This is a genomic window from Aeoliella sp., from assembly GCF_965227375.1.
Taxonomy (GTDB): domain Bacteria; phylum Planctomycetota; class Planctomycetia; order Pirellulales; family Lacipirellulaceae; genus Aeoliella.
This window is the reverse complement of sequence record NZ_CBDDFX010000002.1, coordinates 2,033,685-2,059,663: the sequence shown is the minus strand read 5'-3', so window position 1 is coordinate 2,059,663 and position 25,979 is coordinate 2,033,685. Positions and strand designations below refer to the sequence as shown.

Genomic DNA, 25,979 nt, shown 5'->3' with positions numbered 1-25,979 from the left:
TTCCGGGGTTCGGCTCGGACTCGCGTGCTACTCCTATCGAGGCCCAGCCGACGGTGGCCGCGAGTTCCGTGCCATCAGCAGAGGCAGCCACAGCAATCGAGGGCGGGACGGCCGCGGCGTTGAATGATGATCCGCTTCGAGGATTCTACCCAGAAGATTGGCCCCAATCCGCTGATGAAGAAGGTGGCTACGCGGCGAGAGAATATTCGTCAAGAACGATCGGAGCTCGGTCCGTTCCGCAGTATGGCGGAGCACGTTCAAGTCCGTCACGCGGCTGTGCCTCTGGCTGTTGTTCACGTTAAGCGCACACCGGATCGATTGAGCTTTGGTAAGGGCCTTGAACCATCGACGACGTGAATCGCCAGTGGACCTCGATACGTCAATAGAATCTTGTGAGCACGACTCGATGAGGCTGCTGCCCCTACGATATTTGGCTTAAGTGGCCCCCAAGAGGGGGCGTTGACCCCGCTTCCGTCTCCGCCTAGTGATCGAGGAAAACGACCTGGAACCCCGCGTCTGGGGGGGGTGATTTCCAATTGGATATTTTCTTCCCAATAGTCTATACTTCTAAGATTCCGTATCCAGATTGAAATTGACTCTAATGTCATCCGCAGTTCGCCCATTCTTGATCGCGCTAGGCCTTTTGGCCACATTACCACTCGTGGCTCCGGGGGCGTTGTTGCATGATGTCGCCATCGCCGCGGCTGGCGCGAACAATTGTTCTATTGAAATGTCTGCAGTGGACGGATGCCAAGTGGAAGATAGGGGCTGCTGCGGCGAGGAGGATGGCGAGGACCAACATCCTAGCGATTGCCCTTGCCCCAACTGCCCGTCCGACGGTCCGTGCTTCTGCATGCACTGTGTGAAGTGCGTAACGCCGTTGACGACCGTGGCCGCACATTCTGAAGCGGTCGAGTCGCACGCCGCGGAAGTGTGGATTCTGATGCCAGAGTCTCCCTGCACACGACTCCTCCGACCACCCCAGTCGGTCTAGCTGTTCGCTCGACTCTGCTGAATCAGTAGAGCATCTTCAACCTGCTTCGACAGCCATGCAGCCTTTCGTGCCTATCCGTTGCGCGATGTGCTGCGCTATCTGCACTTCACATCCGAGGGACGTCGACCATGAGTCAGACCGTCATCGAAACGCCACAATCCACGACGCCGTCGGCAGTTCCAGATCGACAGCGAACGACACGTTCAGAGCCCCGCTTGCGAGGCACGGCAACCTGGGTTCGTGACCGCATTCCCACTCTACTCGTCCTGGCGACGTTTGGAGGGTTGTTCTATTACGGGCACCATTCCGATTGGAAGCTCCCCAAATTCTCGGCACTGACGGGTACCGCCACCAGTGCACCGGGTGACTGGTGCGAAGAACACGGGATTCCTGAATCGCAATGCGTTGCCTGCAACCCAGGCTTGCTGCCTGCGGAACCAGACTATGGCTGGTGTGCAGAACACGGCGTACACAACTGTACGCTGCACCACCCAGACGTCGCCGAGGTCAAAGAGACCCCGGTCGTCTCGAGTGCTGATTTCGAGCAAGCGGCTGTAGCTCTGTCACTACGCGAACGACCAACGAACAACGCCGCCTGCAAGGTCTATCAGCGGTTTATCCAGTTCGCTTCCGTGGACGCCGTTCAGCAGGCGGGCGTGGAGGTCACGCTTGTGGATCAGGCTCCGGTCACCGAATGGGTGACCGGTAACGGAGAGATTCGCTATGACGCCACCCGCTTTGCCCGGCTTTCTACACGTGTCCCTGGTACCGCATGGCGGGTGTTCAAGAGTATCGGCGACACCGTGCAGGAAGGCGAAGTCCTGGCAGTGGTTGACGCGATGGAGGTTGGACGCCTAAAGGGTAACCTGGTCAAGGCGATCGTCGAGAAGGACCTTGCCCAGAAGAACGTGGACAGGCTTACCGGCCTCACCGAAGGCGTGGTTCCGGGAAAGAAAATACTTGAAAACGAAGCGGTGCTGGCTAAAGCGGAAGCGGAAGTGCTTAGTGCCGAACAGGCCTTGGCCAATCTAGGGCTGGCCGTGGATGCCGAGTCCTATGCCGGGCTGCCCAAGCAAGAGGTGGTTGAACGTTTGCGTTTCCTCGGCTTTTCCGAGGTGCTTGCCGAGCAGATGAAATCGCAAACCGCGACGGCCAACTTGATTCCAATTCGTAGCCCAATGGCTGGCGTCATCGTCGACCGGCAGGTGGTTGCAGGAGAGGTCGTCGACCCGAGCAAGGTGTTGTTTGACGTCGCTGATCCGAGCAAGATGTGGTTGATGCTCAACATCCCTCTCGAAGAAGCCTGGTTGCTGCAGATCGGGCAGCCGGTTCGATTCCTGCCGAACGGAAGTCGTGAAGAGGTAGCTGGACAGCTGAGCTGGATTAGCACTGCGGCCGACAAGCAGACTCGCATGGTCAAAGTCCGTGCAGAGCTAGACAACTCCCATGGTCAACTACGAGACGAGACCTTTGGAGAAGGCCGCATTATGCTCAGAGAGGAGCAAGCCGCGGTGATCGTTCCTAAAAGTGCCGTGCACTGGGAAGGCTGCTGTCAGGTCGTGTTCGTCCGCGACAGGAACTACTTCAGTGACCCAGACAGTCCAAAGCTCTTCCACCTGCGTTCGGTGCGAACGGGGGCCGTCAATGGCGACGACGTGGAAGTCATCGTAGGTCTGCTGCCTGGAGAGGTGGTAGTTACCGAAGGGGGCGATGTGCTTCGTGCTCAGCTACTGAAGAACAGCCTCGGAGCAGGCTGCTGCGCCGAATAGAAAGGACTCTTAGCCGTGCTTAATGCGCTTATTGATTTTTCGCTCCGCCATCGCGCGCTCGTTATCCTGGCGACGGTCGTGTTTGCAGTTATCGGCGTTTTTTCCCTCAGGCAACTCGACATCGATGCGTTTCCGGACACGACTCCGGTATTAATCCAGATCAACACCGTGGCCCCGGCCTTGTCGCCAGAGGAAGTGGAACGGCAGATCACGTTTCCCGTCGAGCAAGCGATCAGTGGTCTGCCCGGCCTGCAGGATCTGCGATCCATCTCGAAGTTTGGGCTCTCGCAGCTGGTCGTCATTTTTGAAGATGGTGTCGACATCTACTTTGCCCGTCAGCTCATCAGCGAGCGACTGAGCACCGTCGAACTCCCTGACGGGATACAGCGACCCCAGATGGGACCCGTATCCACCGGCTTGGGAGAAGTCTTCCATTACCTCGTTACCTACGAAGGCGTCGACTTTTCCAATGTCTCTGACGAAGAACGGGTGAAGCGGCTCACCGAGCTCCGAACTTTGCACGACTGGGTCGTTAAGCCGCAGCTCCGTTCGGTGCCCGGCGTGGCAGAGGTGAATAGCTGGGGAGGCTATGAAAAACAGTACCAAGTCCGCCTCGATCCCGATCGGCTCATCAAGTACCAGCTGACGTTTGATGAAGTCGCCACGGCGCTACAACAAAACAACCACAACGTGGGCGGAGGCACTATCACGGACCGCAGCCAGATGCTGCTGGTGCACGGAGTGGGGCGGACCGTAAATGTCGAGCAGATTGAAAACGTCGTTATCACCGCCCAAGACGGCGTGCCGATCAGGGTTCGGGATGTGGCCGACGTCGAGATTGGGCACGAAATACGACGCGGCACGGTAACGGCCAATGGACAAGGTGAGGCCGTCCTGGGGCTGGGCTTTATGCTCATGGGGGAGAACAGCCACGAGGTAACCTGGGCCCTGAAGAACAAAGTGCAGGAAATCAAGGACGTTCTACCGGCTGGGGTCACGATTCAAACGGTCTATGATCGCACCGAACTCGTCGACCACGTCATCGACACCGTCCAGAAAAATCTGTTCGAAGGCGGACTGCTCGTGATTGCGGTCCTCTTCATTTTCCTAGGCAATCTCCGCGCAGGTCTGATTGTCGCCCTCGCGATTCCGCTATCGATGCTGTTCGCGTTCTCCGGCATGTTACGGTTTGGCATCGCCGCCAGCCTGTTGAGTCTGGGGGCCATCGACTTCGGCCTTGTGGTCGATAGCTCGGTGGTGATGATCGAGAACTGCGTGCGGCACCTCTCGCATGGCCGTGACGGACGCAGTCGGTTGGAGATCATCCGCGACGCCGCCATCGAAGTCCGCAAGCCGACCATGTTTGGCGAACTGATCATCATGATCGTCTACCTTCCCATCCTGACCTTAGAGGGTGTGGAGGGAAAACTGTTTCGGCCGATGGCATTGACGGTCATTATGGCACTTGCTGGCTCCATGGTCCTCTCCTTAACCCTAATGCCGGTGTTGGCAAGTCTTCTCCTCCCCAAGAATCTAAAGGAGCGAGAGCCGCTCCTTATTCGGCTGCTGAAGTGGCTCTACGCGCCGGTGTTGCGATTTACGATGAAGCACAAGGTTGCCGTAATGGGTTTCGCAGCTTCCGCCCTCCTGGTGGCCTTTGGCATGATCGCTCCCAATCTGGGAACCGAATTCGTGCCACGCTTATCGGAGGGAGCGGTCGTCATCAACGTCGTGCGGCTCGCTGGGACCGACCTGGAAGAGACCATCCGTTACAACACCCAAATGGAGAAGGTCCTGCTCGAAAAATTCCCCGACGAGATCGTGCACGTCTGGAGCCGAGTGGGAATGGCCGAAGTAGCGACCGATCCAATGGGGACCGAACTCACCGACCTGTTTGTAACGCTTCGTCCGCGCGATGAATGGTCCCGGGCGGAGACACAGGAGGAACTGACCACCCTCATCCAAGAAGAACTTCGGGATCTGCCTGGCCCCCGTCTGGCCATGACCCAGCCGATCGAGATGCGGATGAACGAGATGATCTCGGGCGTGCGGTCTGATGTCGCCGCGATACTCTACGGCGACGACCTCGATCTGATGGTGTCGAAAGCCAGCGAGATTGAGCAGGTGCTAAAGTCGATCGATGGTGCCGCAGACGTCAAGGTCGAACAAGTGACCGGACAACCCGTGCTGCAGATACGGGTAAAGCAAGACGAAGTCGCTCGCTACGGCATTCCAGCGAAAACGGTACTGGACCTTGTGGAGTCGCTCGGCACCAGGCACGTTGGAGAGGTCTACGAGGGCCAGCTTCGCTTCCCACTGATCATACGGCTCCCCGAGGAGGTGCGTGCCGACCCAGAAGCGATCCGTGCCATTCTCGTCGCTACGCCTTCAGGCGAGCGTATACCGCTCTCTCGGCTAGCAGATGTCGAAGTTATTGAGGGGCCGAACACGATCAAGCGAGAGTGGTATCAACGCCGTATCACGATTGAAGCGAACGTGCGAGGTCGCGACATGGGAAGTTTCGTTGCCGAGGCACAACGCAGGGTCGATGAACAGATCACACTGCCACCCGGCCGGTATCGCGTGGAATGGGGTGGGCAGTTTGAGAACCTGCAACGGGCTCAAGCACGATTGATGATTGTGGTTCCTGTGGCCATGCTCATGATCTTTGGTCTGTTGTACATGACCTATCGCAACATGATCGATTCCATCCGCGTTTTTACCGGCGTGCCGTTCGCTTGGATCGGGGGCATCGTCGCACTGTGGATACGCGACATGCCGTTTTCGATTTCCGCAGCGGTGGGCTTCATCGCCCTGTCTGGGGTGGCTGTGTTGGATGACATGCTGCTGGTATCGACAATTCGCCGCCTTCGCCGGATGGGCCGTTCATTGGACGAATCGGTAGAAGAAGCGGCGATGACCCGCCTTCGTCCCATCCTCATGACCACGCTGGTGGCCAGTCTTGGCTTTGTGCCCATGGCGTTCAGCACAGGGATGGGCGCCGAGGTACAGCGGCCGCTGGCCACTGTGGTGATCGGCGGCGTATGTAGCGCCACGATCATGAGTCTGCTCGTTCTCCGCGTGCTGTACGTGATTTTTAACCTCCCAACCAAACGGGAGGAAGATCGCGGCGGAGACGGTGAGCCACTTGAAGTTACAGAACCGAAAAGTCCAGATTCTAGGCGCGTGCCAGAGACGGTTTCGGTGTGACGTTTTCTTTTTCAATTCCCAGGGAGATGTGAAATGATGTTTCAAGCATGGACACGATTGATGATAGTGCCTGTGATGGCATGCGGCTTACTCTTGACGGCTGGCTGCAGCCAAGAAACCGGAGAAGCAAACCCGGTCGCTTCCGAAGAGGCGGAAGGTCACAACCTGCACGGCTTCTGGTGTTCGGAGCACGGCGTGCCAGAGGACATTTGTGCGCAATGCGACACGAGGCTAGCCGCAGAATACCAGGCCAAGGGCGACTGGTGCGAAGAGCATAGCCGCCCCGATTCCCAGTGCTTCATTTGTCACCCAGAACTAGCAGATAAGTTCGCGGCCCAGTATGAAGCCAAATTCGGTGAAAAGCCACCAGAGCCATCCGCCGAGCATGGGGATCATGACGGGCATGAGCACGATGATCACGATCACGAATCATGATGCGTAGTGAGCAAGCTCGTTGCTCCGAGGCAGAGACCAGACCCGGCCTGGCACCCCCTCAGCAGTTCGGCGGGGTGCCTTGGCCGATGCTTATCGTAGCGATTGTATCGCTAGCGCTAGAGCTAGGCTGTCTGCAAGAGTACGAAGGTGCGGCGTCGGACGACATAGTCGACGTGACCGACGCAAACTTCCAGCAGGAGGTGCTTCAGGTGAACGAACCTGTTCTGGTGGAATTCTGGGCTCCTTGGTGCCAGCCGTGCCGAGAGATGGAACCAGCCATCGAGCTGATAGCACAGGCCTTCTCCGGTCGTGTTAAGGTCGCAAAGATGCGCATCGACGAAAACCCGGGAACTGTAGCTGCGTACAAAGTGGATTCACCACCAGCGGTGATAGTTTTTTGCAATGGCAAGGTCTATAAGCGTCGCCTCGGAAGGCAAGACGCTGAGGGACTCAAGGCTCTGTTGTCGGATCTGCTGACTGGGGAGTGAGTTAAGGGAAGGATGCAGCTCGCCGAAGTTTACCAGCTCTAACGTCGAATCTGGTTCCTATGCAGTGAGGGCCTTGCCTCACTCGGAACGCCCGCTTGTGCTAGATTTCCTCGCACTTCCTCACCCCAGCATCGTAAGGACGTTCGCATTCGCTGGGGCTTGCATCGTTTCTGATAGTGTTCTTTAAGATTGGGGGCTTCGTCGTACTCGCCTCCATAATTGTATGATAATTGCGTTTTCTCGACCGTGCTGCTTCGTGTCGCTCGGACCAGCGTCGCCTGTGGCATACGCCACTCACAACGGACTTTTCCGCTGTGGAGCGAGCTCCGGAGCGCATTTAGAGAATCTCGGGTGCATTCTCCACCGGGCGGCCCCCGACTGCGAAATAGAAAGTGCTCGGTACCATTTCAGTACCAAATTGGCATTCCTACGCCAATCCAACTGCGTTCCCAATGCAATGAGCTCAAGTGCTATGTGCTCAATTCGCCGCGTAGTGCCACCCAAATGTCCTGCTCATGCCCTCCAATTGACATGCAGGGGTTGCAGATTCAAAATCCAGTGCCCGCAAGGGCGTGTGGGTTCGAGTCCCACCTCCGGTACTCTTATCTGGTAAGGACTTACGTCGATCGACGAATTGTCCTTCCCCGAGCAGACTTCAGAGCTTGGGGCGCATTTGGGGCGCGCTGGCATTTGTAGGGCAGTCGTATTGCTGGTCTTCGCGAGTTGAGACCCGTAGTGGACACCTTCATGTTGGCTTTCGGTATGAGGGGCTTAAGTGCAAGAAAACCCTGCATACAAAGGACTTGCGTGCAGCCAATGCACGTGTTCAGCGTGTATCGGAGAACCTGAGGTTGCTGGAGACCGGTCGCTTGGTGCTGCCAACGGACGCCGACATTGGTTCATTTCTCTTGACGGACGGAAACATCACCAAGGCCGAGCCGACTGTCAACAAGAGGAAACTTCGTCGGCTGGGGCAACTGTCCGAGGCATTCCTGGCTGCAATACCCAAGGGTGCATTAGAGGTTTCGACAATCAAGGGGATGAAGGCGCACCTGCGCCATCTGAAGCGAGTGATGGGCGCATCGTTTGACTTGCCGACGCTTCAGCTTGAAGACTTGCAAGCGTATGTAGAGAAGCGGGGTAGGGAACCAGGCCAACGCGGCAGGCAACTCAGCGTGGCGACGATTAAGAAAGAACTTACCTTGCGGACGCTGTGGAACTGGGCTGGAGATGCCGGACATTTGAGTGGTCCGTTTAGCCTGAAGGGCGTTCGGTTCCCCAAGGGGGCAGACAGGCCGCCATTCCAAACGCTCCAGGAAATTGAGCGCCGAATTGCCCGCGGCGGTCTCTCGGCGCTCGAACAGGATGAGTTGTGGTCGGCCTTGTTTCTCACGACTAGCGAACTGTCGGAGTTGCTGGATCACGTTCGCAAGACGTCCTCCATGAGTTCTTGTATCCGATGTTCGTTTTTTGCCGCCCATACAGGTGCTCGGCGGAGCGAGATTCTCCGTGGGCGGCACCCGCGGAGTGAAGTTTTCCTTCACATCAGTTGCCTGTGGTGTCGCCACACAGCCTAGGGTGAACTACCACCACGACGAAAGTAAGCAAGCCACACACTATACGTGCGATTGGGCGCTAGTCCTCCGTCGAAGCCTACGAGACAGTGCCACTGCAGCACCGGCTATCAGGATTAGGCTCGAGGGCTCAGGAACCTGGCTGGTGGCCAGCAGTTGCCCCAGGTTCAGTTGCGCGGCTCCTTCGTGCTCGGAGAGAATAACGTACCAATCCAGCAAGTCAACAACACCGTCCATATTGAAGTCTCCCTGGCCATAGCTGTTGATGTCTCCTGCACGCAGTTGCTGACCAGCAATGCGGAGATCGTCGACCAGGAACGCTGCTTGCCAGTTGCTAATAAACGCCGCCACATCGTCGTCGACACCACCGCTTCCGTCGCCCAGGACCTGCCCATCGCCCGTAAGGTCGCCAGGAGTGGCGGTTGGCAGAAAGAGGTCCTTCACGTAGGTGTTGTCCCCGCCCAGGGTAAAGGTCCCATAGTCGTCGAACGGATAGCCGCTGGCGCGGCCCAGGATGAACATTTCAAGGTCATCCAGCACACCCTGGTAGTATTCCGCTGTGCCTGGACTTTCGCCCGAATTGGCCCCGACTACGAGGGGAGACTCGTCGACGACGGTGTAACCGCCGCCGGCAGCAGCGACGATTTCACCATTGATGTAGAGCCTTGCTCCGTTGGCGCCACCATTGGGGCGGACCAACATTACGTGGGACCATTGGTCGAAGTCGACACCAACTCCCGAATCGTAAGAGGAGCCTGCGTATTGCATTTCCCACTGCCCGGATGCGTTGATTCGCACTCCATGTTGTGGGGTATCAGCGACCAGTGACTGGGCGGATCCGTTTCCGGCGCCGTATGGCATCGCCCAGAACTGCATGCCACGATCAACGATGCCGGCGTAGTTGCGATCGCCCGATTGGGTGGCGGCGCTGAAAGACGAACTGGGCGAGCCCAGTCGAAACGCATCCAAGTAATCACCGGTGCCGAGAAATTCGACCCCCAAATCGCCCGAATTGGAGAGAGGACGGGAGAGTTGGTTGACGTCGATGTACTTGGGGTCGCCGCCTGCTAAGTAGAGGTCAACAAAGTTGTCGAGGTCGGTGCCTGGACCCTCTGAATCTAATGTCGCACCGTCTACCAAAGTACCGATGCCGTCGCCGATCACGACGCCAGGCGAAGCTACTTCGGAAGAGTCATCGCCAAACTGATAGAAACGATCGATCTGCTTGGCCTGAACAGCCGCCGGCAGGATCGCCAGAAGCCCCAACGCAAGAACCAGCATGCGACTGCGGCGAGCGAATAATACGACCGCCAAGCACAGCACTCCTGCCATCGTCGAAGGCTCTGGGACGGCCTGTACTGTTGCTATTGCACCGGGGTTGGAGGTTGCTCCGAAGCGACTCTTCCAGAACGCATAGTCCTCCTCGTCGACCACGCCGGGGGTCGTCGCGTCGGGGTTCTCATTGGCAAGCGCCACGCTCGATCCCAAGTTGTTGCGCCACACGGTGTAATCGGCCAGGTTTACCACACCATCATTGTTGTAGTCTCCGTATATTCCCTCTGAGGTAACGTAGGTAGGTTCGACATCGATGAATGCAGTGCTGCCCGTGTCTCGATAGCGAAGCATAACATCGGGGATGCCGGAACCTTGCTTGTAGACGCTTCCCAGTGTGATCGACGAACCTGCAGCGAACGCTGAGTCACCGCTAAGCCACGCTTCACCCACTTCGCCATCGTTGCTCCCGCCCGCCGTTTCCCATCCGTTGCCCGAGCCGTCTCCGGCAGGGAAATCGGTCAATCCCTGGCCTGAAATGGGAAGCCAGTTGTTCACATCCAGCGAGTTGGTGGCACTCGTCAGCTTATAGAAGTTCAGATCGATGTCCGTCGACGTGTCGTTCTTCAGCGTCGCCACCCCCGATCCTGTGTTGATCTCAAGCGAGAGCAAGGGGGCGGGGGCGTTGAGGGACAAGTTGTCCAAGGCGAAGTTGTTTCCAGAAGTTGCGTCACTACTTACTGCGAATCGCAGCGTGTAAGTTGCCCCATTTGTGAGTGATACATCGGGAAAGTCGGCCACAATCCCTGTGCCAACGTTGCTGGCGGCGTCTACGGTTCCCAGCGGTCCAATCTGAACGGTAGAGATCGGACTGAGGCCCGCATCCAGGATGCTTACATCCACGATGCCACTGTTTGGATGTGCGCCAAGTTGGTTCGCTCCACCGCCAGAGATGAACTGGTAATCAAACTTCAGGTTGCTCAATTGGATACCAGGTTGCGTGGCGTCGAATGTCAGGTCGATGTTCCAGGGACCAGCTGTGTCGATGTTGCGTGCGACCGCCAGACGATCCGCGTTCTGCGCTGCCCCGCTAGTCTGGACAGTGGCGCCGGCGGACAGAGCAATCGTAGACCCCGGAGAGGTGACTCCATTCGTGGTCCAGTTGATGCCTGTGAACTCTGTCGCGCCGTCCGTTGATCCGTGAGCGTCGAAATTGGACGAAAGGATGGTAATTGCCGTGGCGTCTTGGCTTAGAACAAAAGTGAACAGAAGGAACGCCAAGGCCAGGCATCGCACGGGTGCGAGAGCCAGTTTCTGGCGATACCGCCAAGTCCATCCAAACGCGCTGCCCAGCACGACCAACAACCACGTAGCGGGTTCTGGGACGGTAGATGCATTGACGAGGGTAGCGAACGCACTAGCGCCAAACAGGGCGTCGTAGTTGTTTTCGAAGATCAAGAAATCCTCCTCATTGTTAAAGCCATCTCCGTTCCAATCGCCTCTCTGAAACTGCTCGGCAGGAGTGAGGCCAGAGAGATCCTGGAACATCCCACTGAGATAGGCCGGCCAGTCCGCGGCGCTGAACTCGCCGTCGAAGTTGAAGTCGCCATCGACAAACGGATTCCCTATCCACTTGACGGAAGCAGCGGCGGGCCCTGTTGAGGTGATTACCTGGACCGTTAAATCTTCGCTAGGATTCTGAATCCAGGCATTGCCCAAATTGATGGATTGGTTCTGTGCGAGCGTGATACCGGTGCCGCCCGGCAATTCGCTCTCGCCGATGTTGTTTCGATCTCCGGGGGCGGTGAATTCGATCCAGTCGTCGTCAGGACTGCCGGTATCGGCAATTGAGTTCCACACCCCATCATCCGAGTTCAAGGCTCCAATAGGCGAGGAAATAGAGTAGCTGGTTAGCGTCAACGGCGTTGCAAACCGGTTGACGATCGTCATCGCGCCTGACTGGCGATCGACCTCAACGAATAAGCGGGGGGCGGGAGCCACGGCGGTGGCGGTCATCCCAGTTCCATCAAAACTAAGGATGGAAAAGTCGTCAGCGGCCGATACACCATCGACGAAAATCTCGGCTAGGTGCTCGCTGAACTCGGTATCGGATGCCATGGTGATTGTGGCCCCCGGGGTGAGGTGCACCTGAGTCGGGCTCGTTTGCGAATTGATGGGATCTCCACCGCCACGAAACGTGATAGCGCTCGTCGCATCTACGTTGACTGTCAGGCCCACGGTCGCAAATTGAGTACTCAAGCTACTGCCGTTGCTTAGATGGACGGCCGAAGTGGTGCCCCCTGCCACTCCAGAGATGCCGCCCGTTGCGTCCGTAACGAAGGTGGTGCTGTTGAGAGAAAGCGAGTAGCTATCGCCGATCTGGAGCGCGCCTCCACCAAAGTCTGACGCCGAGATGTTGGCGCCCGAAAATACAACGTCGTCGAACACAGCCACATTCGGGTCGATTGCTGTTACGGTCGATCCGCTCAAATCGTAGTTGTCTTCAGCAAAGACGAGCGAAGGATCCAACCCTCCGCCGGTCCATGAGATCACGGCCTGGCAGTCAGCCGCGAGTGTGACGATGAAGGACGTCGACAACCAGCAGACCAAGTGGACCATCTTCAATTGATTAACCACTATGACTCCTCATCCGTTCAATTAAAGTAACTCTGGTGGTAAGCACGGTGTTAGCCCACGCCCGGTGCCATTGCCTGAAAGAGATGTTATTTCTTGCGCCTCACTAGTCCGGCGACGCCGCAGGCCAGGCCGATCAGGGCGATGGCATTGGGTTCGGGAATTAGGGTGCCGATTTGTTCGGAGTTTAGCGCCGTGTCGTACAGTCGAACATCGTCGACGAGACCCTTGAAATCGCGACTAACATCTTGGTAGCTGTCGCCGATACGGAGTGGCCCAACACCTGTGGCGATAGCCGTTCCCGACCCCCCGAAAGTGCCTTGAGAAACGCCATCTATGTAATATTCAACGTTGCTCACGGTAGCAGGGTCGGTAACGACCAAAGCGATGTGATGCCAGTGGCCATCGGCGACGACGTTCGAAGTTGTAGTTCCGCCGGCTTGGACTTCTAGCCGGAGTGCATCTCCCGATAGACGTACGTCAAAACGATTGCCTGCCGACGTGCCGGAACCGAGGGAGATCATCGTGCTTCCACTATCTCCAACGTCCCCAGCCGAGGCTTTCATCCAAAAGGCAACCGTGCGTGTATCCGAAGTGCTCCAGTCAAAGACATCTCCCGATACAGCGCCGTCGGCGCCCGGGGTATCAGATGTAGGAGCTCCGGACAGTGCAAGGGCTCCAGTGCCCACGGCGAAGTCCGTGTTGTCGATGCTTGCAGCCGCCCCCAGCGTGGCGTCGGCGCCGACCGATGCAGTGCCGTCTGTATCGAATGTGTAGTGGGCAATCAAAGCTGCCTGAGATACTGCGGCTAGGTGCAACGAGAAATGGAGGGTTAGAAGAGTTCCGAGAAGTCGTGTCATTGGTTCAGTTCTCCCAGATGTGTGGCGATGTGGGTTTTCCTACACCAGAGGGGGATTGAGCTTAGCTGCGATGGACGCTGCTTCAAGCGAACACCACGTCTGTCAAAGGGATTAGTGCGACCATGCTTCCAACTTCTACTCAAAAAAGAAAAAATCACAGGAATTCGATTCCGGTTCGGAGAGGGGCAAACGAAGCAGGTAAGGATGAGTGCACGCACTTAGGCTTTTTTTGTATTTTCTGGTGTTCTCCCGAGATTCGGGGGTAAAAAGGACGCAGATGGTCGCTTAACAGTAGGCGACAGCGGTGCCACTCTACCCACCATCGAGGTGAATATGGAAACCCGTAACGAGAAGGTAACGGAAGATTTCCTGCGGCTCTACAACCAAGAGCAGCGGGCTGTCTACTCGTATATCCGCACTCTGCTCCATTCACCTGATGACGTGGAAGATGTCTTTCAGGAGACCTGCATTGCGCTCTGGCGGTCGTTCGATCAGTTCCAACCAGGTACTGACTTCGGCGCATGGGCGCGAACGACTGCCCGTTTTCGTGTGTTGGCTCATGTAAAAAAACGAGGTGCAGACAAGTTGGTTTTCACTTCGGAAACAGTTGAACTGCTGGCCCGTGAGATTGAAGAGGACTCAGCCGCCATATCAAGTCGCAGTGCACAGTTGGAAGGCTGTGTCAAAAAGCTGTCCGATTCCGACCGTGAGCTACTCGCCGCCCGCTACCTGAACGGGCGATCGGCGGCGGAGTTGACCACCGAGTTGGGGCGCCCGCTCAGCACGCTGTACAAATCGCTTCGTCGAATCCGCCGCGCTCTGCTGCAGTGCGTGGAATTGTCGCTCAAGCAGGAGGAGCACGTGACATGAGCGAGCCAGAACATACTCCTCGAATGGAAGAAGTCGTCGAACGCATGGCTGACGAGCCACTGTCCACCAACGAATTGCGGCGGCTGGAGCAGCTTATCGTCGAAGACCCCAGCACTCGCAAAGCTTACGTGAAGATGGCGTGGCTGTGTGGCGACTTGGCATGGCTGTTTCGGGACCGTGCCGCTTCACTGCCTTCCGCTGCACAGCGCCAAGAAATCACTCCAATACCACAGGCAAGGCAGCGACGAAGCTTCTACCCGCTAGTAAGCGCCGTGGCGTCCGCAATTGCAGCCTCGCTTTTGTTGTACCTTGCAGGTTGGCTGCATTTTCCCGGCGGTGAGGCAGGCCCAGGCACGGTGGCAAGCTCGGAGGATAGCCGTCGCACGAGCGATGCGTTGCCGACGCTAGCTGCTACACTAACCGGTTTGTCCGATTGTCGCTGGGCGAAAGGCGTTCCTGCCCCAACCTATGGGGAACCACTCGAGGAAGGACGAGTTCTCAAACTAGATTCCGGCATCGCCAAGCTGACGTTCGAAAGTGGCGCTCAGTTGATTCTTCAGGGGCCCGTGGAATTCGTCGTCGAATCGCCGATGGACTGCGCGATGCCGTTTGGCAAGCTCAGCGCGGTGTGCCCCGTTCAAGCCCATGGGTTTAGTGTCTCGACCCCCACGGCGCGAGTCGTAGATTTGGGTACTGAATTCGGGATGGAAGTGGACTCTGAAGGAGATACCGAGGTCCACGTATTCGAAGGCGAAGTGCTCACGTGGCCTGTCGATACGGATGGCAATACTACCGATGAGGCTCTCTCCCTGGTCAAGGACGAAGCCGCAAGATTCAAGAAAGGCCTCGCCCGGGAACAAGACTTCGCCGAGGCCAATCGCTTCGTTCGTGATATCTCGGCTCATCTGGACAAGGATAGTTTGCCTCCACTCCCCGCGGATCGACGACTGCAGCTATGGTTGGCTGCTGATGTACTTGTGAAGAGGGACGGTGCCAATCGAGTTGTTGCGTGGCGGGATATTCTCGTCGGGGATAATCAGTCTGATGAAGATGCCTGGCAGCACGACGAGGATTCCCGCCCGCTCTGGGTCGACAAGGCGATCAACGACAAGCCAGCGCTGCGTTTCGATGGCATGAAGAGCTACTTGAGTACCACCCCGTTTTTGACGACCCCCAAGCAAACGGTGTTTGTCGTGTTCCAGCGACATGAGGCTCCGCTCGCGAAGGTCGAGAAACGGCAGATACTCAACTACAACGGCCCTCCCTTCGATCTTCCCAAGACGATGCGAGCGTTTCGTATTCTCCAGATTGACGATATGGATAACCCCGGCAAGTACCGGGCGTACATCTACGCCGGATTGGAACAGCAAGGTGTATACGCCCATCTGGGCGAGGTGCGCATGAAGCAGGCTGCCGAGAACAACGATCCTGTCGTCCTTGCCTATGTATACGACCCGGAGAAGAATCACGCGGAACTATGGACTAACGGGCAGAGTCAGGGGAGCAGCAACGCTCCCACAGGTGAGTCGTTCACTTCTCGCAAGATCATTGGCCGCCACCCATTGCATGGCTCGTGTTTCCGTGGCGACATCGCCGAGTTGCTGATCTACAACGAGGCACTTGCGAAAGAGGACGTCGCGAAGGTCAGTACTTACCTGGGTGGGAAGTATGGCATTTCTGTCCAGCAAGCAGACGACTCCATTCAAGACAGTCCCACCTCTAACTGAACTTAGATTGTTTAAGACCCGCATGCAGGGAAGGAATAGAGACATGCGATTTGTTCGAGTTCAAATAGCATTGAAGAAGCGAGCATTCACACTCGTGGAACTGCTGGTGGTAATCGCCATTATAGGTATTCTGGTGGCGTTGCTGTTGCCAGCGGTACAGGCGGCTCGCGAGGCAGCGCGACGGACCGACTGCAAGAACAGGATGCATCAGCTGGGAATCGCACTTCACAACCACCACGACACCAAGGGCGCCTTCCCACTCGGTGCGGAAGGACGAGACCCTACTTCTCCATCGCTCTCTTACAACCTGTCGGGAACCTATAACCGGCGTTCGCCGATGGCGATCCATCTCTTTCCCTACATCGAACAAGGCACTTTGCATTCGCAGTACCAGTTCAACGACTACCATTCGGCCATCAATGATCCGAACTCGCCGTTCGTAGTTTCACAACCCGTCTACACCTGCCCGAGCGACCAGCCGCAGCGCACCCAAAAGTGCGATGCCGGCACGGCCCAAGATTTCAAAGGAAACTACGGCGTGAACTGGGGACCATGGAGCTACGATTGCCAAGTGGTCGAACTGCGTTCAACGCGCGAAGGGGTGGTGCCGACGCGAGGCTGCAACTCCAACTCTGCCGATGCTGTAAAAATGCACGGTGCTCCATTTCACCTACAGTGGGGAGCAAAGTTCCGTCATATCACCGATGGCACCAGCAACACACTCGCCATGATGGAGATGGTGCAGACTCCTGAACTAACGACGTGCGACCGTCGAGGGCGAATCTGGAACGACGACTTCGGCACCTACCAAATCAACACCCGAGAAACGCCCAATAGCTCGGGTGCGGACGTGTCGGCTTGTTCGTCGGCCGACATTGATTTCCCTTGTCAGCAAAGCACTGATGTCAAGGAAGGCCGCATGATGTCCCGCAGCCGACACCCGGGCGGAGTGGTCGTGTTGCTTTGCGACGCCTCCGTCCAGTTCATCTCCGACGACATAAACCTAACCGTCTGGCAAGCAGCCAGTACGATCAATGGTGGAGAGGTTACGGCAAGTTTGCAATGAACGATCTACTCCAGCAAGCAGTCTGCCATCCCGCATTCGAAAAAGCAGTGCAACACTTCCAGCAGATACACAAACAACCATTGGCAATCTTGGGGATAGCCTTATTGCTCGTGGCTACAAGTGGTTGCGGGGCGGATGGCCAGCAGACGATCAAGGGAACCGTAACTCTGGATGGTACACCACTGTCCGATGGACGCATTTCCTTGCAGCCAACGCAAAGTGGTTCGACCGCAAGTGCCGCGATCACGGAAGGGGCTTACACTATACCACTGAGCGTCGAGTCGCACCCCACCTCCTTTGTGGTTCGGATATCATCCCCTCAACCGACGGGAAAGATGATCAGCCACCCCGACGCGCCTGGCGGCAAGATGGAAGAGATACGCGAATCGATTCCGGATCGTTATAACAACGCTTCCGAACTCACGATTGAATTGAATTCGCCGGCGGATGATACCTTCGATTTCGACTTAATCAGGGCGACCAAATAGTGGTTTCAAGTTGTAGTATGAGCTGGGGTGTGCGATGGGCGTTGCAATTAAGTGTCATTGCGGCGGCCTCGGTATTCGGATGGCAGAACTGCTTGCATGCGAAGGATCGCGCGCAGCCGAACATCATTCTCATCGTTGCCGATGACCTCGGATACGGTGATTTGAGTTGCCTGGGGCAGAAGAACTTCGAGACGCCGAATCTCGACCGAATGGCTTCCGATGGTATGCTGCTAACCAGCCACTATGCAGGCTGCACTGTGTGCGCACCATCGCGCGCTTGCTTGATGGCAGGGCGACATACTGGTCACGTCTATCAGCGCATCAACGGCGAGCTTCAATTCCGTGAAGATCCGCACGACATTACCGTGGCATCTTTGCTCGCCAAGGGTGGATACCACACTGCCATGATTGGCAAGAGCGGTTTGTCTTGCAACAGCGATGATGGAGGTCTCCCTAACCGGAAGGGATTCGAGTATTTCTTTGGCTTCGTCAGCCATACCCATGCTCACCGTTATTACCCTCCGTTTCTATGGCGCAACGGCGAGCGAATCGAATATCCGCAGAACTCCGGCAAGGAAGGCACCCGTTACAGCGGCGAGTTGTTTTTGGAGAAGTCCCTCGAGTACTTGGAAATCCATGCCGATGATCCGTTCTTTTTGCATCTCTCGTTGCAGCAACCCCACGCCGATCTGAATGTCCCTGAAGAGTGGAAACAGAAGTTCATTGGGGAGTTTGAGGAGCAACCTTACGATGGCGGGCACTATCGCGGAGAGTCGCATCCCAAGGCAACCTATGCGGCGATGGTAACTTACCTCGACCATTCGGTCGGGCAGGTGCTAGCGAAGCTCGAAGAGCTCAATATCTCGGAGAACACGCTGGTCATCTTCTGCAGTGACAACGGTCCCATGTCCGAAGGCGGATGGAGTCGCGACAACTTCAACAGTGGGGGACCATATCGCGGCGGCAAACGGGATCTCTACGAGGGTGGTATTCGCGTGCCTACCATCGTACGGTGGCCGGGCACCATCGCCCCTGACAGCACATCGGATCATGTCTCGGCGTTCTGGGACTTTTTGCCAACCGCGTGTGAACTAGCTGGTGTTACCTGCCCGCCAGAGGTCGACGGCATCAGCTACGTACCCACACTTCTGGGCAATCGCGACCAGGAGAGGCATGACTACTTGTACTGGGAGTTCTACGAACAGGGTGGTAAGCAGGCGATTCGAAAGGGCAACTGGAAGGGAGTCCGCTTGGACGTCAACAGCGATCCTCAATTCGAACTGTACGACCTCGAGTCGGACCCCGGCGAACAACACAATGTGGCCGCACAGCACCCTCAGATCGTTACGGAGTTGCTTCAAGACATCCAGTCCGCTCATGTTCCTTCGGACATGATTCGACTTACCAAACAAGACGAATCCTCGCGGCAATAGTGCCGGCGGCTCGATGCCGGGATCTTCGACACACTCAAGCCGCTCCCAGTGCGTGAGAATGCATCATGAGATACTTTGCTTTCGTGGTCTGCGCAGTCGTTGCGTCTGGTGTGCTTCGCCCGACGGATACCTCCGCACAATCGCCCAACATCGTTCACATCTTCGCCGATGACCTTGGCTACGGCAGTGCTGGATTCAATGGGCAAACTCTGATTCAGACTCCCAACCTGGACGCACTTGCTGGCCAGGGATTGCGATTCACCAACTCTTACGCGGCCACCGTGTGCGGGCCTAGTCGCGCCATGTTGTATTCGGGCTTTCACAACGGTCACACACTGGTCGATAGCAATGCGAATCTAAACGGCGATGTCTTTCGTTCCGAAGGGCACACCGTAGGCGACTATTTGCAGGCCGCTGGTTATAGCACGGCTGTCTTTGGGAAATGGGGTTTCGGCGGAACGGGCTCCGGCGGCGATGGGCTTAGTCCCAACCCCGTGGTGGACGGCCCCAATTCGATACCGACCGCACAAGGGTTTCAGACTTTCTATGGCTACCTGGACCACGCCCGGGCTCATTCCTACCGTGTCGATTCGTTGTGGACGACCCAAGAGCCCGCCGATGACGACTTGGATGGAATGGACGAAGTCGGGGAGAAGTACCAACCCAACGCAGACCATGGTCTATGGCTCGAAAAGACGGGCAACAATAACGCGAACCTCAACGCGAACTATTCGGCCGACTTGGTCACGCAAAAGAGCCTGGACTACATCCAGTCGCATGCCGGTAGCAGCCAGCCGTTCTATTTACAGTACGCCTCCACGATCCCCCATTTCGACATCGACGCCATTCGACAGTACTCCGACTGGTTTTCCGCGTACGACAGTGTTCCAGGTGCACAATCCTGGACAGATGACCAAAAAGCCTACGCGGCGATGATCACCCGTCTAGATACGGCTGTCGGCCAACTTATCGAAGCGTTAAACGACCCCAACGGCGATAACGACAAGTCGGATAGTGTTCTGGAAAACACGTTGATCCTATTCAGTTCCGACAACGGTGCCACAGCCGAAGATGGCTCGCCGATATCCTTCTTTCAGGCAGGCGGTGAGAAGCGAGGCGGAAAGCGAGACCTATGGGACGGAGGAATCAATGTGCCCGCTTTCGCCTATTGGAAGGGCACCATCACGCCAGGCGGTGTGTCCGATCGTTACACCGACCTCCCCGATTTCATGCCAACTGCGCTAGAGTTGGCGGGCACGCGTGGACCGGTAGGACTCGATGGAGTCTCCCTGGTGCACGAACTCACCGGCCAGGGGATCGACCGACCCAAGAATTACATCATCCAAGAGCATCACGAGGGAAACGGTCCAGACCCCGATAGCAAGAACGGAAGGTGGGCCATCGTCAAGGACGATCACAAGCTGATCAAGTACAGCGATGGAACTCTGCGACTGTATGACCTGCAGGCAGACCCGAGCGAAGTCAATGAACTGGATCTGCAAGTGTCTGCCAATCTGGAGTTAGCGTCAAAGCTCGAGTCGATTGCACTGGCTGAAGGAGTCGAGCAACCGGACTCGTACAGTGTTGAGTACCACACGTGGGTTGGCGATCACAACGGCAGCGTGGCATCGGACTCCAACTGGTCGGGAACAGGAAACCCTGCGGGCAATTGGTCGGCGGTCGTATTTAACACAGTTGGCAGCTCGCGTATCGCCCACGTGGATCAGAACGTAGACACTCTGGGCTTCGAAGTCCGCGGAAATGGTCCCGCTGCCAGCCAGACGGTAATTGTCGAGCAGGGAGCAGAACTAACGGGGCGGAACGAAATACGGATCAGCGAAAATGGCTTGATCGAATTGCAGGATGCAACGCTACGATCAGTGCGTTGGGTGGATGTGCTTAGCGACGGCGCTCTAACGGGTAACGGCCAAGTCGTGGCCGACGTCTACAACTTTGGTCGAGTCGCCATTCATGGCGAGGGCGGCGGAACAGACATCCTGACCGTTGAAGGCGACTACCGGCAGCTCGACAGCGGACTTCTCGAATTCAAGGTTGGGGGAACTGCCGGCGGAACTCAGTTCGACCAACTGGAGGTTCAAGGAGAAGCCAACCTGGGTGGCGCTCTGGACATCCTGTTTACCTCTGGCTTCCAGCCTCAAGACAACGACTTCTTTCCCCTCCTGCGTGCAGAAGCCCTAGCTGGAGAATTCGATTCTATCTCGATTCCCGACGTACCAGGCGTGGAGCTTTCGGTGCGGTACACAGGGTCGCTGGTTGTATTAGTAGCAGGCGACTTCGAGTTGAAACCGGGCGACATCAATCTCGATGGCCAACTCGATCAGTCGGATGTGAACGCCTTTGTCCAAGGGTGGCTCTATCAGCAACCCGTTCCGGACATTGTTTCCTATCGCAACGGCGATTTGAACCTCGATGGAACTGTGGACCGATACGACTGGACCCTGCTGCGTTCGGCATTCCTGTCAGCCAACTTGCCTGCGCCCCAGTTTGCAGTCCAAGCCGTGCCCGAACCGAGTGGGACGGTCGTCGCTGTGGCAGGATTTGCGGTGCTCGGCATTGCCACCCGGTTTACCACGATCACCGGTGGCCTGATCTCACGTAACGCGAACTCGCGGTGAACTCCATGCAATTCGTAACTCAACTGCGACTGCTGCTGGCCGCTATCCTTTGCGGAGGATGTTGCGTGCAGGCTGCGTATGGGGTGACGCTCACCTGGACCGGCGGGGGAGATGGGCAGAGCTTCAATCAACTGGCAAATTGGTCGGGCACTCCCACTGGCGGATTCATCAATTCAAGTAATCTTGTTGACACCTACGTCGTGGATACGGCAACTGGCGTGATTACCAGCTCCACCACGATAGCGTTCCGGGCGGGAGGAGGCTTGATCCAGTCTGCAGGATCGTTGAGCATTCTTAACGGCAACGGGGTGGGAGTGCTGGAGACTCCAGATTCGATCGGGTCGATCACGATTTCCAATGGCGAACTATCGACGCAGTACCTGGCCGAACTTGAGGTGTCGCTTGGCCAAGGGGCCCTACTTACACTTTCCGGCTCGGGAAACCCGGTCAACGAATCTGTTGTCGATATTTCTGATCTCTCCGCCTCGATCCATTTCCTGGCCGAGTCATCAGCCAATGTGCTCTCCGAACACCTTAACAAATTCACGGTGTTCGGAAGCTCGCCGGTGGTGGGAGTTAACCTGAGTGTGACCGACGATGGATCCGGTGGCGCCCTGGTCGCCCCGCTGTTGGTAGAGCCTCCGTCTGTGAAGCTTCAGGTCGACCGCGATTCAGGGGAGATGACGCTCGTGAATCTCACGGGGGGAGACATCTCTTTCTACGAGTACGACATTATCTCTATCGCTGGCAGCTTAGACGCTGCAGCTTGGACACCGATCGCGGAAAGTACTGACGCGGTAAGCAATGGTGGCGATGGCTCGGTTGATGCGGATGACGCGTGGATTCGCTTTAGCGCTCCGGGAAGTAGAACAGATCTGGCGGAAGGCACCTTCGGCGAGTTGACTCTTGCAAACAACGCGGAACTTCAATTGGGGAACGCCTGGATCACTAGTCCGTTTGAGGAACTTGAGGCGACCTTGTCCCTCACGAATGGAAGCTACCTCTCTGTCGAAGTCGTCTATTTGGGCACAGAGATTCTCGCACCTATACAGGTTGGAGATTTCAACGCTGACGGACGCATCTCGGCGGATGATTGGCCTTTGCTACGCAGCAACCTATTCGCAAGTGTGTCCAGCCTGCTTCCCGTGGATGCGCACGCTGCGGGTGACCTCGATGGCAGTGGCACAGTTGATGAGTACGACTTCTTGTTGTTCGAAGAGCTGTACGATGCAACGCTCGGTCCGGGAGCATTCGCTCGCATGGCATCCGGAGTGCCGGAACCGTCGTCGGTCTGCACGATACTCGTTGGTTCGATCGTAGTGCTTAGTTCGATGTCTCGCAGGTTGACGCCCTCTACTTCGTGCAGGTCGTAGCCTCGACGCCCCCTATTCTGCCTGATGCCACAGATTTCGTCATTGATTACCATTCATTGGAGCTTGCCTTGGGAAAGGTGCATGGCATGGGGGGTCGCACTTCTGGACCTGCCTACTGGGGCCGGTGGCGAGAAGCGATAAACGCTTGGCATTGTCGCATTTAGTGGTATGTTGGAAGTCACTAAGGAAGTTCATTGGCGTCTTCCACAAGTGAATCGAATGCAGGGTCCGAGGGATACTCTCCTGCTTCCATCGAAACGATTTTAGGGGCTGTCGATCAGACTGCGATTTCAGTCACAGCAGTATTTTGGGAAACGACCAGGAGGTGAGAAATGCCGGATACCAGCGACTTGCTAAGTCGAATTGACGCTGAGTTCTCTGCTGCCAATCAGCGAATCGAACAGATGAGGACCGATCGGGTTCAGGAGTATCAAGGACGCCAAGAACGATTGGAACAGTTTGATGGGCTATTGGACCAACTTCGTGAAGTGTGGAAACCGCGTCTTGCAGCGCTAGCGGAGAAATTCGGTGAACGAGTGAAAGTAGATCCCCACATCGAACCAGGGCGGCGCAGCGCTACGTTGTCTTTCAAGTCGGAGTTGGCCAGCATTCAGCTGCGATTTGCCGTCGTACCAGATACCGACGTGCGTAGGGCTATCTTCACCTATGACTTGAAGATCATTCCAGTGCTTATGAAGTTCGATACACACGATGAGATCGAGTTCCCATTGGATGCTGTCGACGAGTCTGCGGTCGCACAGTGGTTTGATGATCGGATCGTGAGTTTCGTCAAGACCTACCTTTCGCTCAACGAAAACCAATACTACCTAAAGGAACACATGGTAGAAGACCCCATCGCCATGGTCAGGTTCCCCAAGTACGCAGCTGGAGCGACGCTCGAAGTCGACGGCCAAACTCTGTACTTCATCGATGAGTCGACTCTTCGAGAGTATCAACAGAGTACATAGCCTGACACGAACTAGTTCCTTCGGGCAGTGATAAAGCAAGGTCGTGCAACCCCTCCAAGAGCTCGTGCTTTATGGCTGCGAAGCGTAAAAAGAACAAGATGGGAATTGGCAAAACGCTAAGACGCAAGCAGTACGAAGCTGAATTGCGCAGGTTTCAGGCCGAACAGTGTGCCTTGCAGGTTGGGTTAAACACAAAGGATACGTGTCATTGTTGTGTTTGAAGGACGGGATGGTGCGGGGAAAGGAGGAACAAGCGTCAGCCATACTTTCCCACATGGTACTTCCGGTCTGCGGGCTGTTAGCGGTTCCTCTCACGCCCTCGCGATAGGCTGTGAACCTCGACCAACGAATGAACCATTCGGCGTTCAGCCGAACAACTCTGACACATTTCTGACACACTTTTGGACACGTGAGACCTATTCAAGTGCCATCCGGTTGCCCTACAGTATTGGCGATAATGGCTGCAAGTATAGGACGCTCCACTCAATTGTCCACCTAATGCAACTCGTCTGCCACATAGGAGTAGCGGTCTTGAAAACCGGCGTGCTCGAAAGAGTACCGGGGGTTCGAATCCCTCCCCGACCGCTGGATTTGTGGGGCAATTCTGGCGCTCGCCGTAACGTCACGCGCTTGTGTTGGAATGGCGATTCCTGTGAGAGAACTAGTATCTAACTTCAAATAGGCGAGCGTCTCCCGTCAACTCGATCAGCAACTGAAATCGCGCTGGGAAGGCTGGCGGTTCCGACTGGTTTCCCCACTGGGGCGAGTAGTTGGTGGTATCGCCCCGAAAGACTTCCGAGTCTTCGAGACTACAGCCCGGCACGGCTTCGCCCAGCCGGTCGAGTATCCCAACTCGAACCTCTCCGCCGCTCGCGTCCACGTTGATTGTGAGTTGCGAAGGATCACCCTCAATAACTTGTGTCAGTACTTTTCCGGATCCACTTTCGGGAGTAAGAGCAACCAAGCGACCTAACGGTACCGTGGCCAAGCCGATGTTCGCTCGCCGAGCACCCACATTGTGCGGGCCGTCCCATCCCCCGTAGAAGAACTCCATCTCGTCCTCGCGAATCACAGGAGGGGCAACGAAAACCATGCCGTCATCCCAATCGCCTTCCGCGCCCACTGGTACAAACGACACCCCAGGAGCCACGCGACGCCAAGTCTTCCCATCGCGGCTATGTGCCAACTCCACTTCAATCGTCTCGTTTCCAGGTTTGTGATAAACGCGCAATAGCCCAAAGTAATGGCCACCATACTTGAATACTGGCATTCCATAGGTTTGGGCAGAAGTTGGATCGTTTGCACGCGGGTCGAAAACTACCTCGGGTGTCGACCACTTGCTGAAGTCCTCACTCTCGCTGCGACAGATCATACGATAGAGCGCCTTCTCACCGTCCCACTTCCAGCACTTCGCGTGCACTACAAACTTCTCGATCGCAGGATCGTACATGAGATCAATAACGTCGCTTACAGACTGGCTCTCCTTTTTCGCAATCAAGCGAGGCTCCTCGCTCATTTGCTCCCAATGGATGCCATCGGAGGAGATGGCTGTGTACATTCCACCACCTCCATCGTACGTGGAGCCATTCCGAATATCCCAGAATGCAAGCCGATAAGGATTTTCTCCATCAACAGCATCCGGTAGTCGGACGACGCTTGGACTATAGAGATGACCAATGGCCAGCTGGATGTTGTTGTGCGTATTTCCTTGGAACCTGACGAGCCCCAGGTTCGGCCGCTCCCATCGACGGCCGTTTGTACTAAGGCTGTACAGCATCACCATGCGGAGCTCTACACCACTGTTGATACTCTGGTACCACCCCTTGTATTCCTTCGTCGCGTCATCGAAGTGGAAAGAGCCGTATGCGTACGGATTCTGGGCCCAAGGCTTGTCACCCCGAATGACCGGCTGCGGTAACTTCTCAGCGGGCAAGACGACTCGCTTTAAGGATTCTTGCTGGCTGATCTGTTCGTCATCGGCAAACAGAATTACCTCGCCACGCAGCAGGCTGCATGGCACCAGCAGGAGCAACGTTAGTGCTTTTAAATAAGGAGACATGGTCGTGCTCGAAACGGGGCCTGGAATAGTACCTCGGATTTGGAGCTAGGCCGCTCACTATGTACATACAGGTTGTATGCTATCCTGGGTCTTCCCAGCCTGCAACCCGCTGTAAGTGCTACT

General features: G+C 56.4%; 16 protein-coding genes and 1 tRNA gene. 14 read left to right on the top strand and 3 right to left on the bottom strand.

Translation table 11 applies throughout. The annotated features are described in order from the left end of the window. Positions 1–1,122 precede the first annotated feature (1,122 nt). From ACQK2L_RS21080 to ACQK2L_RS21060, 5 genes are all read left to right on the top strand, one after another. Positions 1,123–2,763: an efflux RND transporter periplasmic adaptor subunit gene (locus ACQK2L_RS21080; protein WP_425399022.1), complete on the top strand. Its 1,641-nt coding sequence runs from the start codon at positions 1,123–1,125 to the stop codon at positions 2,761–2,763. Between the two features lie 15 nt (positions 2,764–2,778). Continuing rightward, complete coding sequence (locus tag ACQK2L_RS21075; protein WP_425399021.1) at positions 2,779–5,973, top strand: efflux RND transporter permease subunit; 3,195 nt, start codon at positions 2,779–2,781, stop codon at positions 5,971–5,973. Positions 5,974–6,006: 33 nt separating this feature from the next. After that, complete coding sequence (locus ACQK2L_RS21070; protein WP_425399020.1) at positions 6,007–6,408, top strand: RND transporter; 402 nt, start codon at positions 6,007–6,009, stop codon at positions 6,406–6,408. Between the two features lie 86 nt (positions 6,409–6,494). Further along, positions 6,495–6,896, top strand: a complete 402-nt coding sequence (locus ACQK2L_RS21065; protein ID WP_425399019.1) for a thioredoxin family protein — start codon at positions 6,495–6,497, stop codon at positions 6,894–6,896. 803 nt (positions 6,897–7,699) lie between these two features. Beyond that, a complete protein-coding gene (locus ACQK2L_RS21060; protein WP_425399018.1) occupies positions 7,700–8,473 on the top strand; it encodes a hypothetical protein in 774 nt (257 codons plus the stop codon). Positions 8,474–8,512: 39 nt separating this feature from the next. Here the strand turns inward: ACQK2L_RS21060 and ACQK2L_RS21055 are convergent, their stop codons facing one another. Further along, on the bottom strand, positions 8,513–12,379 hold the full coding sequence (locus ACQK2L_RS21055) for a PEP-CTERM sorting domain-containing protein (protein ID WP_425399017.1): 3,867 nt from the start codon (positions 12,377–12,379) through the stop codon (positions 8,513–8,515). Positions 12,380–12,465: 86 nt separating this feature from the next. Then, positions 12,466–13,236, bottom strand: coding sequence for a LamG-like jellyroll fold domain-containing protein (locus tag ACQK2L_RS21050; RefSeq protein ID WP_425399016.1), 771 nt, complete (start codon positions 13,234–13,236; stop codon positions 12,466–12,468). Positions 13,237–13,569: 333 nt separating this feature from the next. Between ACQK2L_RS21050 and ACQK2L_RS21045 the strand changes: the two genes are divergently transcribed. From ACQK2L_RS21045 to ACQK2L_RS21005, 9 genes are all read left to right on the top strand, one after another. Beyond that, positions 13,570–14,106, top strand: coding sequence for a sigma-70 family RNA polymerase sigma factor (locus tag ACQK2L_RS21045; protein ID WP_425399015.1), 537 nt, complete (start codon positions 13,570–13,572; stop codon positions 14,104–14,106). Continuing rightward, entirely contained in the window at positions 14,103–15,833 is a 1,731-nt protein-coding gene (locus ACQK2L_RS21040; RefSeq protein ID WP_425399014.1) for a LamG-like jellyroll fold domain-containing protein, read from the top strand. Before ACQK2L_RS21045 ends, ACQK2L_RS21040 begins: the two co-directional genes overlap by 4 nt. A gap of 43 nt (positions 15,834–15,876) precedes the next feature. Further along, the gene (locus ACQK2L_RS21035) at positions 15,877–16,899 is read left to right on the top strand and encodes a DUF1559 domain-containing protein (protein WP_425399013.1); all 1,023 of its coding nucleotides are present in this window, start codon (positions 15,877–15,879) and stop codon (positions 16,897–16,899) included. Beyond that, on the top strand, positions 16,896–17,387 hold the full coding sequence (locus tag ACQK2L_RS21030; RefSeq protein ID WP_425399012.1) for a hypothetical protein: 492 nt from the start codon (positions 16,896–16,898) through the stop codon (positions 17,385–17,387). The genes ACQK2L_RS21035 and ACQK2L_RS21030 overlap by 4 nt, the downstream gene beginning before the upstream one ends. A 17-nt stretch (positions 17,388–17,404) precedes the next feature. Next, the gene (locus tag ACQK2L_RS21025; protein ID WP_425399011.1) at positions 17,405–18,820 is read left to right on the top strand and encodes an arylsulfatase; all 1,416 of its coding nucleotides are present in this window, start codon (positions 17,405–17,407) and stop codon (positions 18,818–18,820) included. Between the two features lie 65 nt (positions 18,821–18,885). Then, on the top strand, positions 18,886–21,456 hold the full coding sequence (locus ACQK2L_RS21020; RefSeq protein ID WP_425399010.1) for a sulfatase-like hydrolase/transferase: 2,571 nt from the start codon (positions 18,886–18,888) through the stop codon (positions 21,454–21,456). 5 nt (positions 21,457–21,461) lie between these two features. After that, complete coding sequence (locus ACQK2L_RS21015; RefSeq protein ID WP_425399009.1) at positions 21,462–22,829, top strand: hypothetical protein; 1,368 nt, start codon at positions 21,462–21,464, stop codon at positions 22,827–22,829. A gap of 332 nt (positions 22,830–23,161) precedes the next feature. Next, the gene (locus ACQK2L_RS21010) at positions 23,162–23,797 is read left to right on the top strand and encodes a hypothetical protein (protein WP_425399008.1); all 636 of its coding nucleotides are present in this window, start codon (positions 23,162–23,164) and stop codon (positions 23,795–23,797) included. Between the two features lie 480 nt (positions 23,798–24,277). Beyond that, positions 24,278–24,379: transfer RNA gene (locus ACQK2L_RS21005), tRNA-Ser, on the top strand. Between the two features lie 79 nt (positions 24,380–24,458). Here the strand turns inward: ACQK2L_RS21005 and ACQK2L_RS21000 are convergent. After that, the gene (locus ACQK2L_RS21000) at positions 24,459–25,856 is read right to left on the bottom strand and encodes a hypothetical protein (protein WP_425399007.1); all 1,398 of its coding nucleotides are present in this window, start codon (positions 25,854–25,856) and stop codon (positions 24,459–24,461) included. Positions 25,857–25,979: the final 123 nt, after the last annotated feature.